Source organism: Paenibacillus sp. N3.4, assembly GCF_008017805.1.
Taxonomy (GTDB): Bacteria; Bacillota; Bacilli; order Paenibacillales; family NBRC-103111; genus Paenibacillus_E.
Genome location: NZ_VRTT01000136.1, coordinates 1 through 10,081 on the forward strand (window position 1 = coordinate 1; position 10,081 = coordinate 10,081).

Consider the following 10,081-nt stretch of genomic DNA (forward strand, 5'->3'; position numbering starts at 1 on the left):
ATGGAACGCCGTGTGCCGTGAAAGTGGCCTGCACGGTGTGGCGGAGGGGAAAAGGTAGCGATAATATCAAAGCCTTACCTATTCCAATCTTATGATTTAGTAAATTTAGTTAGAGGGAACGCCGGATGCCGGGAAACTGGCACGTCCGGTGTGGAGCAGGGGAAAAGCTGGAGATGACATCAAATGCTTACCTATTGTTACCTATAGCTCAATAGACATCAGTAGAAGGCTGCCGGCAGCATAGAACGGTAGCCTTTTCAGCTCACGATCAGTAACGTGCAACTTTCCAATAATTGGGGAGTAGAATGAATGAAACGGAGATGTAGAAGGAACATACGGGGCTATTTGCGAGCTGGAGGGAAATGATGACTAAAAGAAGATTAGTAGTTGCCATAAGTGTTATTTGGTTGTGGTGCAAGAATAAAAATGGATAGCAAATTCCCAACAAATTGTAATTTAACTATGCCACTATACCAAATATTTTATTGAGCCATTCAACAGCAGATAGGACAGACGAATTATTTTCGGCCTGCCCTTTCCTAATCATATGTAAGGCCTCGATTCCCTTCAACGTCTGTTCTGCAGTGTGAAACGTTTTGAAACCAAGCATTGGTTTTGTGATTTTCTTTATGAATCGATGATCTTGTTCCACAATGTTGTTTAGACACTTTGTCTGTCTAATCATTGTTTCTTTTGGCAGGGCTTTTTCATTTATTAATTCTAGTATGGCTGGTGGATATGCCGGGTTTTTGTCCAAAGTAATCACACGTGGTAATTGATTATGTGGCGAGGCCAAAGCTTTTGTAAAGAAACGCTTAGCTGCCGGCATATCTCGATTTTCAGATAACATAAAATCAATAGTTTTCCCCATAGAATCAACCGCTCTATATAAATACTTCCATTGACCTTTGACTTTGATGTACGTTTCGTCCGTTCTGTACGAATCATTTGTTGGTTTTAAATAAGGGCGGATTCGTTTGTCTATTTCGGGCCCAAACTCATGGACCCATCGCATAATCGTCGTAGGGGAAATCTCTAATCCCCGCTCGCTCATTATTTCTACGATGTCTCGATAACTTAAACTATATTTTAAATACCATCGCACGGTTAGTAAAATGATTGCTGACTCATACTGCTTCCATTTAAATAAATCCAATTTGGTTTCCATACTAAGTTGCTCCATACCATGTCTTCATTATCAGTTACGTTATCATGAATTTGAGCTTTGCACCACAACCGTTTAACAAACCTCCACGCAAATTTACGAAAAATGTTATAATATGGATGGTAAATTGAAGGAGGTCTAAAATGAAAAATCCTTCCTAAAATTCATTTAATGACGAGATGTTTCACTCTACTGTAAATTAAGCCCAATCAGATAGCATAGACGAAAGAGTTCCCTTTAACGATGTAATCAAACAAGTTGTTGAAGTAATGGAAATGAGAGCACAACAACAGGCTGCCAGCATAATCGGTAGCTGTTAAACTAAAGGCTGGATAGTTGAATCAATTCATTAATACTGTTAATGTGAAAAATTGCTTTAGAACAATTCCTCAGGGATGTGAAAATATAATGAATGACATTGATTTCGTAAAGAATATTTACAACTCAATGGTTATGGAAAATAAAGTAATATTATTAAAAATACTAATAAGAAATTTGTGAAAGATTCTTACTGGAAAGAGAATAAGGAATATTTATGATAATTGATCAAATATAAGTTGATCAATTATCAAATTTATTTGGGGTAATTGATGGAGGTGTATCAATTTTCAAAGAAGAAAAAACAAATAGTCTAATTACTATTGGGTATTAATTGGTTTGCCTCCCCAATTTTGAGAACTTGGAAGCCATTTGCAGGAATTATTGTTAAAAGAACGACGCTCTGATGTAATTTTTTGTTAGGCGACTTAAAGTACCTAAATTAAAATAAAGAGGGTATGTACTTTTGAATAAAACAACTGAAGGACAATTTCTTAATTATGTAGAAAGTCTGTTTAACTCCAAACACCAACAAAACCAACAAATGACCTCGACAACCATGATAAGAGAATTACAGGGAAGTCGTGAGGAGATTGAGTTCATCCTGTATCAGGCAGCCAAAGATTTTAACTTTTCAGTTGAGAGAGACGCTATAAGATACTACTTAAACAGCGGAAATTATAATCTGTCGGATTATTTCAATGAACTTCATAGAAGATTAAACACTAAAAGAAATTTACTGAAACTGAATTTTTTTTATTTTTTAGTTTGTTTGTTGGTGATATTAGGCATCTACAACTTATTACAAGTTAATGTCTTAACTACAGTGTTATGTTGCTCGATTGGCTCAAGTATTTTTGTATTTATTACAGGGAGTAAAAAAACCTAAACATTCTCTCCAAAAATTCTATCGAAGTCTCGGTGGTCACTTGAAAAACACAAAGAATTATAGCTGGTGAAAGGGCTACCGATTGGCAACCCCTTTCTCAACTCCCTCAGTATGATTTGAATTTCTCACGAAAAGCTCGTCTATTCTCAGGATTTCAACCCTTTAGACATAATTGATGAATGAATGAGGCTGTTGTAGAAGCCTATACAGATATTAAACAGCCTTACTTTATTGTCTACATGTCGGCAATGATTGCTTTCATGATTTTCAAACTAAACGATATTGGAGATTCGATCAATGAAAACGATCTACAGAAATAAAAGTGGTGCGAAGGAAGCTTTTATTCAAGCTTACGATAGAACGCTTCTAGAATGGGATGTACCGGTCGAATCGACATACGTAGATACTTTTTTTGGTAAAACACACATACTTATTTCAGGACCGACAGATGCCGAACCATTGATTCTTTTCCATGGATTCGGATTTAGCTCTACGATGTGGATTGAAAATATGAAGCAGCTAAGTAAAAGTTATCGTACCTTTTCCGTGGATTTTATCGGAGATATTAACAAAAGCGAAGCGATTCGGCAGATTAAAGATAAAGAAGAATGTGCACGTTGGTTTCGTGAAGTCTTGAGCGGATTGGGCATTCAAAAGACTCATATCGCAGGGCTGTCCTATGGTGGATTTATTGCACTGGTTTTGGCTATTCACGCTCCGCAGTTTATCAATAAAATGGTGGTCATGAGTCCGGCTGCTTCTTTTCAACCACAGAGCAAGAAATTTTTCATCAAGTGTCTTCTTGCCGGCATCTTCCCGACAACCAAACGGCTGAACGGCCTAATGAACTACATGATCGGTAAGGGAAATCAGGTTAATGAGACTTTAAGAAACCAATTCATTACGGGTATGCAGAATGCTTTGCCAAAAAATAAGTTGTTTCCAGGTTACATGAATGATGATGAGCTGAAAGCGATTCAATGCCCAATTCTCCTGCTGATCGGAGATCAAGATATTCAGTATGATCCACAAAAAGCGATTACCAGAGCCAAACAATTAGTTCCGTATATACAAACGAACTTAGTGTCAGATACTGGCCACGGGCTGGCCATGGAACGGCCGGCCACGATAAATTCGTTGATGATTTCGTTTTTCAGTACTTCAGTAAATCAATAAGGAGAAGTCCTTTGCAAGGTGCAGTGATTTCTGTAACAAGAGGAGAACTTTTCAATATTCCACGATTGATGATTAATGGGATATTAAATCAATTTATTATGAAAGCAATGACCAAAAATGAAGACATCCTTTTTGCTGAATTGACTGGACAAATGCAAGGAGGCGTTGGTCAAACCACGACCGTCTGGAAAGATGGTAAATGTATGAATCAATTCGGGACCGAAGGCTTCCACAATTTTGCACGAAGATTTTTTAGCTGGGTATTTTATAGTGGGAAAGTTCAGTCCTATTTCTTATCTTGGGAACATGAAGGGCATCTACCTCCTACTGAGGAAATAACTGCTTATGTAAAAACTTAAGGTCGACATTTTGATGGGGGAATATGGTCAAAAAAGCGAATCCCCCAAAAAATGTCTAAGATGAGGAGATCTATCGAAATGGAAAAATTGACATGGTCTTACCGGCGTATCTCCCTAGCAGATGTTCCCGTCATGATGGACTGGTATAATAACCGCGAGTTGCATGAAACGGCGAACGCCAAAGCGTTTCACCCCTACACTATCGATGAGTTAAACAAGTATTGGCAAAAAAAGATCAATCGTACCGATGCTATTTATTACGCAATAATTTCAAACGACCGGATGATTGGCCGAGTGAGTCTGAAAGGCATGGATTCTACAGGTGAGGGTATCGAATACGCCATCGTGATTGGTGATCCTTCCCTGTACTCACGTGGACTGGGTACTGAGATCACGAAAAGTATGTTGGAGAACGTTTTTTCCGATCCACACTTGAGATATGTTCAGCTTGATGTGCGGCAGGATAATAAACGGGCCATCCGCTGCTATGAAAAATCAGGCTTTCGCTTCTTAGATTCCTTTCTGGAAAACGGTATATCTATGCACCGAATGAGAGTTGTTAAATAAATAAACAAGCGAGTTGAAAATGTTTTTGAAAATATTTCAAAACCATCTTTTTGAAAAGTTGGCATATCGAGGTGTTGTTCCGTTGGATTAAGCAGCATCTGAACATTTCTACCTTGTTTGGCACAACTGAAAATGCCGTGCTCGGACAGCTATTTTCAGCTTTGATGGTCTACGTTTTGCTTAAATGGTTATTTGACGCTACAAACCCAACAATCCCACTACATACAAAGCCCTCTTTTGTCCAATTCAAGTGCGAAGCCGATTTTATTAGTTACAAGGGACATAGTGATGATGCTTATTACTTCACATATATCAGCAAACACAGTGGTGGACTATGGGATGTAAGGTGTTGAAAAAAGATTACTCTGTTTGGATTAAACTTGATGATGAAAATATTAAAAACAGTCAATGGTTATCTGATGGCTTCTTGTCTAATGAAAGACAAACAAAAATTGCTAATAAAAAAAGGTCAAAGTAATCGCTTAAATTCCCGTCGCTAAGCTAAAGGTGAACTATAGCTCAATAAACATCAGGAAAAGGCTGCCGACAGCATATAACGGCAGCCTTCTCAGCTAACGGGCAGGTTAGCATGGCAAACACAGATGTATACATTTACAAATAATGGAACATGTGTTCTAATGGTTGTGGTGGTGTTTCTTTGAAATTGGAGGGTTCTTAACATGACTCAAAACGGGATTGTACTGGTTGTAAGTGTTTCGATAATATGTGATGACAAAGTTCTTATGGTCAAAGAAAACAAAGCATCTGTTAAAAATAAGTGGAACTTCCCCTCTAAATATTCTTGATGCAGCTCGTAGAGAAACAAAAGAAGAAACAGGATATAATGTTAAACTTACAGGCACTACAGGCATTTATAATTTTATTAGCAGTTCAAATCATCAGGTTATATTATTTCATTTTCTTGGGGAAATAATCGGGGGCTCCCTTCAATTAGATACAAGTGAAATAATTGATTCTATGTGGATATCACCACTGGATTTGTTAGTTCCCAATTTTGAGCTACGTGATAAAGAACTGATAAAGCAGATTGTAGAAAATCTTATGTCTGAAGAAAAAGAGAACTCATTAACATTATTTAATAGCTATTTGAAAAGTAGGCTTTAAGCTCACGAAGAACGATAGTTCATTTACAACATGAAAAGGCAGCCATCCCAAGAAGATTGGTTGCTTTTTCTCAAGGGACGGGCAGGTTATTTTAGTAAGATTATAGAATAAATGTATACTCGAATTATACAAATAAGGGGAACTGCTCATGCAAGGGTATAATGTTCTTATGATATACAGTAAAGATATGAATCGGTTGCTAATGTGCAAACGATTAAAGAACCCCTATAAAGGTTTAAGTAATCTCGTTGGCGGTAAGATCGAGAGTGGAGAAACGGGGATTGAAGCTGCTTACAGAGAACTATTTGAAGAAACCAGCATATCAAATGAGAATGTAACTTTGCATCATTTAATGGATTTTAAATACTATTTGCATCATTGCTATGTTGAAGTTTATGTCGGCAAATTGAAGCGTGATGTCATGGTCTCAGGTTATGAAAATGAATTATATTGGTCTGATTTGAACCAAGACTTTTTCGACATGACCCTATTTGCAGGTGAAGGAAATATAGGACATATGATTGAACAAGTGAAAATGAGCAAAAGTATTCTAACTGATTAAACATATCCTCTCAACTAACGGAAACGTTAGTTCAAAAACCGGGAGCAGATCGCCGCGGCCGGCAACTGTTCCCTTTTATTATTATACGAACGGGGGTTCACTATGTCAAAGACGTTGTTTTAATGATAGCCATCATCGAAACAAAAGGGCTCTTCGCTCTACTGGATGGGTAAAGCCACATAAAATAGGCTCATAGTTACCCCTGAAATAGGAGATTCTTAAAAACTGGTATAAAAGGGGAAGGGTTAAAGACGGATTTAGGACCTGCGTGCTGAAAGCATTGGCAGCCGAAGTTTGTTAGCGGTCATGTAAACCATAGCAATCAGGTTTTGAACGTTTCTGTAGCCGCGGGCTTTTTGTTTGGCTGCTTGCACGAGTCCATTTATTCCCTCGAGCAGGCCATTTGTCATCCTGCTATGAAACCAGCGAAGAATGCCTTCTTCATGTTTTTTTACGGTCTTTGCAAGATCCATCATCGGTTCCAACTGTGAGCGCCTTGCCCATCCTATCCACTCGCGTAAATAAACATCAGCGAGTAGATGTGGTGTCGTCCACAGCTCTTGCATAGCTAGCTTCAATCGGTAAGCTCTGCCGGTTTTCAAATTGCTATCTTTGAGGCCCTGAAGTTCTTCTTTCTGCTTTTCCTTCAGATTGGTTTCATTTTTCAACCAAAGATATTTGGTTCGCTTTAGTTGCGGTGCCTCTTTCTGCTCGGCTTTACGTACATCATCAACAGCTTCATTCACCAGCATCATGACATGGAACTTATCGAAGGTTATTTCTGCTTTAGGGAATTGCTCCTCTACGCCTGAAATAAATGCAGTAGACATATCGCAGCAGAATTCCTTTATTCGTGCCGTTTCAACGCCTTTTTCGAGTAAATGTTGTTTGAAACGCGTAAGCGTATCTTTGCCTTTTCCTTCTGTAGCGAACAGTACCGTCTTCGTGTCCACATCCACAAATAAGGTAATATAGCGATGACCTCGGCGTGATGAAGTTTCATCAACGGCAATTCGCTTTACCTGAGATAAATCAAGCCCAGCCATGGCTTGATCCACATAATAATGGAATATCCGCCACAGACGAGTGTCGTGCTCTCTTAGTTCCCATGCTGCAGCATTAACAGGCATTTCAGCCATTAATCGCATTGCCCATGCGTCGAATTTCAAAGTGAAGTGTGACTTCGACCGTGACCACTTAACAGGTACTAACGTCACTTTATTGCAATTTAGGCATTCTGTTCTTGGAACTCGTGCATGCATATACGTTTTCCAATTCCAAAAATCGAGGTGTCGCCACTGCTTTTTCTCGGCATCGTATGCTTTACATGCAGTTCCACAATTCGGACAAGCAAATAAAGAGCCTCGTTCAAAATCGATAAATAGATGCCAAGCTTCATCTTTCTCGTCGTATTCAATATGTGTTAATTTCCATGGTTCTTCAAGTTCTAATGCAACTTTAAACATCTCCGCAATTAAATTGTCGCTACTGCTCATTGAGCTCCACATTGTCAATTACCACCCTATTAATCATATTACTTAGCAGTATTGACGCATTCTCTATTGAACAGACATCAGACATTCACTGTAGCGAAGAAGCAACAAAAGGATCCAATGAGAAAATCGTTCATTTTGATGGAGAAAAAATCGTAGAGATTAATGGGAACAAAGGATATTTTGCAAAATGGATAGCTCCAAGGGAAGGTGTAAAAGGCGGGCAACTATCGTGGATAAAAGGAAATCCGAATGATCTTGATAATAATAATCATTTGTCTTGGTGTATGACTCTAACGACCGGCGTTTGTCAAGATAGTTGTCGCGATTCCCTTAAAATTCAATAGATTAGTAGACTTGTTTTTCTTCTTGAATAGCTGAAGCCTTTGGATTCAAGCATACTTGATTGTCCAGACTCCAGTTCCGCGTGTCTCCTTAACAACGGTTCGGTACTTTGCTCTCACTGCTTCATAGACCTGTTGTCTGTTCTCAAAGATTAAGACAAAAGAAAAAGCGGTTGAAACGATCTACAGATACATTGAGTTTTTTATAATTGGAAACGAATTCATCTAAGGAAGGGTCATAATATTTTTGATAGTATCCACTTTCTTGACAGAGGCCTAATCATACTAAAGTATCTGTTTTATCTTACCTTTTCCTGTCATATTATTATAAAAGGTAGGTATTATAGGGAGGTTAAATATGTTGAGGAAGAGTACAAATTCAGGTAGAAGGTCTGCAGTAATTACTGGGGTGTTATTAATAGCCGGGTTGGTTACAGGTATATTTAGTGTTGTTCCTGTTATAGATGGAGCAGACTACCTTGTCAAGGCTTCTACAAATGAAAATCAGGTACTAATAGGCGCGTTTTTCCAGTTGTTAATGGTTGTTGCATATGTTGGTATTCCTATTTTGATGTATCCGATTTTAAGTAAGCATAACAAAGGTTTAGCTCTTGGATCTGTTGCTTTCGGCATCATTGCGGGTGTGTTCATTATTATTGGTGTAATCATTCTTCTATTGCTATTGACATTAAGCCACGAATTTGCAAAAGTTGGAACTCTGAATATATCGTATTTTCAGACCCTGGGTGGATTGTTACGGGAAGGACGTGATTTGGTAAACCATGTGGCAACGACACTGGCATTTGTTTTGGCTATGTTCTTGTTTAACTGCATATTTTACCAAACAAAATTAGTTCCACGTTGGTTGTCAGTTTCGGGTCTTATTGGATCTACATTGTCCATATTGGCAAGCTTATTATTTATGATTCGCTTCATCGGTCTGGATGCAACCTACATGATGTTGAACATTCCAATAGCCTTTCAACAATTGGTTTTGGCTATATGGCTAATCGTTAAAGGATTCAACCGGGCGGTACAGGATTCTGTATCAAATTAAGATGAATGCTCTAGAAAAGCAGGTGTAACTGAAATGAATAAATCAGAAAGTTTTTGGGACAAAACAGCAAATACATATGATTAATTAGAGAAGAAGGATGAACAGACTTGCATCAATATAATGAAAAGAACGAAAAAGTATCTCAAAATAAGTGACATTGTTTTGGATTACGGCTGTGGGACCGGATTGATTTCAAATGAAATTGCAGAATATGTGAAAGGGATTCAAGAACATAGACCAATTGCCGACGAAGGCACAAATAATGATGATTTTCATGAGATCCTAAGGATCGGCAGCCTCGCTACGCTAACGGGCAGGATAATACTGGTAGAATATCGAATAAGAGAATAAGTTTGGTATCTATCTGACCTAATCACTACAAGGGGGTATTATCTTGTCTTATAATGAAAACTGTGTTTTTTGTAATCAAGAAATAGAGAAGAGACAAAAACAAATATTGAGTAACGAGCATTGTATCTTCTTCCAAATGCCTCAAGAGGTTCTCATCGGCTCGGGAGTCATTGTTCCAAAAATGCATCGAGAAAATGTGTTTGAATTAACCGAAGAGGAATGGATGGGTACATATTCATTGTTAAAGGATGTAAAGCAACATCTTGACGAGCTGCATCAACCTCAAGGATACAATGTCGCTTGGAATACTAATAGGGCAGCTGGACAACATTTGTTCCATTCCCATTTGCACGTTATACCACGTTTTGAGGATGAACCTTTAGCTGGAAAAGACCTACGAAGTTTTATTGGAGTGAGAGAAAACAAACGGAATGATTAAACTAACGGAAAACTATAGTTGAATGACGAAGCTGCCGGCACGGTCGGGTAGCTTCATTACGGTGTGCCACGCATGGCGATTAACTAGGTGGTGAAAGTCCACTGTGGGGGTTTGTAGTTACCAACCACTAGCCAAGAGCAAGACCCTCTATGTCAACATGGAATGTATGTTCGGTTTTATAGTTGGGAGTATCCTGTATTGTGTTCACGGAAAATATTATGCCGTTTTTTGGAAAT

The 10,081-nt window shown here is 38.4% G+C and carries 15 protein-coding genes; 13 read left to right on the forward strand and 2 right to left on the reverse strand.

What is annotated here, in order from left to right:
* Positions 1–460: 460 nt before the first annotated feature.
* Positions 461–1,183: an IS6 family transposase gene (locus FU659_RS33620; RefSeq protein ID WP_397357115.1), complete on the reverse strand. Its 723-nt coding sequence runs from the start codon at positions 1,181–1,183 to the stop codon at positions 461–463.
* A gap of 766 nt (positions 1,184–1,949) precedes the next feature.
* Here FU659_RS33620 and FU659_RS33625 point away from each other — a divergent pair.
* The 9 genes from FU659_RS33625 to FU659_RS33655 all read left to right on the forward strand — a co-directional run bounded on the left by FU659_RS33625 (position 1,950) and on the right by FU659_RS33655 (position 6,161).
* Positions 1,950–2,372 (forward strand): hypothetical protein, encoded by a 423-nt coding sequence (locus FU659_RS33625; protein ID WP_147951521.1) that lies wholly within the window; start codon positions 1,950–1,952, stop codon positions 2,370–2,372.
* A 179-nt stretch (positions 2,373–2,551) separates the two neighbouring features.
* Positions 2,552–2,692 carry a hypothetical protein gene (locus FU659_RS36115; RefSeq protein WP_187274580.1) on the forward strand — a complete coding sequence of 47 codons (141 nt, stop codon included), beginning with the start codon at positions 2,552–2,554 and terminating at the stop codon, positions 2,690–2,692.
* Positions 2,670–3,548: an alpha/beta fold hydrolase gene (locus FU659_RS33630; protein ID WP_147951522.1), complete on the forward strand. Its 879-nt coding sequence runs from the start codon at positions 2,670–2,672 to the stop codon at positions 3,546–3,548. Before FU659_RS36115 ends, FU659_RS33630 begins: the two co-directional genes overlap by 23 nt.
* Before the next feature lie 11 nt (positions 3,549–3,559).
* Positions 3,560–3,907 (forward strand): hypothetical protein, encoded by a 348-nt coding sequence (locus FU659_RS33635; RefSeq protein WP_187274581.1) that lies wholly within the window; start codon positions 3,560–3,562, stop codon positions 3,905–3,907.
* A 78-nt stretch (positions 3,908–3,985) separates the two neighbouring features.
* Positions 3,986–4,474: a GNAT family N-acetyltransferase gene (locus tag FU659_RS33640; protein ID WP_187274582.1), complete on the forward strand. Its 489-nt coding sequence runs from the start codon at positions 3,986–3,988 to the stop codon at positions 4,472–4,474.
* 50 nt (positions 4,475–4,524) lie between these two features.
* Positions 4,525–4,827, forward strand: coding sequence for a hypothetical protein (locus FU659_RS39255; RefSeq protein ID WP_397357118.1), 303 nt, complete (start codon positions 4,525–4,527; stop codon positions 4,825–4,827).
* Entirely contained in the window at positions 4,824–4,952 is a 129-nt protein-coding gene (locus FU659_RS38075; RefSeq protein WP_261808222.1) for a hypothetical protein, read from the forward strand. Before FU659_RS39255 ends, FU659_RS38075 begins: the two co-directional genes overlap by 4 nt.
* A gap of 251 nt (positions 4,953–5,203) precedes the next feature.
* The gene (locus tag FU659_RS33650) at positions 5,204–5,599 is read left to right on the forward strand and encodes an NUDIX domain-containing protein (protein ID WP_315971406.1); all 396 of its coding nucleotides are present in this window, start codon (positions 5,204–5,206) and stop codon (positions 5,597–5,599) included.
* A 148-nt stretch (positions 5,600–5,747) separates the two neighbouring features.
* The gene (locus FU659_RS33655; protein WP_147951524.1) at positions 5,748–6,161 is read left to right on the forward strand and encodes an NUDIX hydrolase; all 414 of its coding nucleotides are present in this window, start codon (positions 5,748–5,750) and stop codon (positions 6,159–6,161) included.
* Between the two features lie 257 nt (positions 6,162–6,418).
* On the opposite strand, the gene FU659_RS33660 is transcribed toward FU659_RS33655, so the two are convergent.
* On the reverse strand, positions 6,419–7,669 hold the full coding sequence (locus FU659_RS33660; protein ID WP_261808223.1) for an ISL3 family transposase: 1,251 nt from the start codon (positions 7,667–7,669) through the stop codon (positions 6,419–6,421).
* On the opposite strand from FU659_RS33660, the gene FU659_RS33665 reads away from it, so the two are divergent.
* The 4 genes from FU659_RS33665 to FU659_RS33675 all read left to right on the forward strand — a co-directional run bounded on the left by FU659_RS33665 (position 7,669) and on the right by FU659_RS33675 (position 9,845).
* Positions 7,669–8,001 carry a hypothetical protein gene (locus tag FU659_RS33665; protein WP_147951525.1) on the forward strand — a complete coding sequence of 111 codons (333 nt, stop codon included), beginning with the start codon at positions 7,669–7,671 and terminating at the stop codon, positions 7,999–8,001. The two genes, FU659_RS33660 and FU659_RS33665, sit on opposite strands and share 1 nt — an antisense overlap.
* A 355-nt stretch (positions 8,002–8,356) precedes the next feature.
* The gene (locus FU659_RS33670; RefSeq protein ID WP_147951526.1) at positions 8,357–9,055 is read left to right on the forward strand and encodes a DUF4386 domain-containing protein; all 699 of its coding nucleotides are present in this window, start codon (positions 8,357–8,359) and stop codon (positions 9,053–9,055) included.
* Positions 9,056–9,175: 120 nt separating this feature from the next.
* Positions 9,176–9,406, forward strand: coding sequence for a class I SAM-dependent methyltransferase (locus tag FU659_RS36120; protein ID WP_187274583.1), 231 nt, complete (start codon positions 9,176–9,178; stop codon positions 9,404–9,406).
* A 43-nt stretch (positions 9,407–9,449) separates the two neighbouring features.
* Positions 9,450–9,845 carry an HIT family protein gene (locus FU659_RS33675; RefSeq protein ID WP_147951527.1) on the forward strand — a complete coding sequence of 132 codons (396 nt, stop codon included), beginning with the start codon at positions 9,450–9,452 and terminating at the stop codon, positions 9,843–9,845.
* The last annotated feature ends 236 nt before the right edge of the window (positions 9,846–10,081 follow it).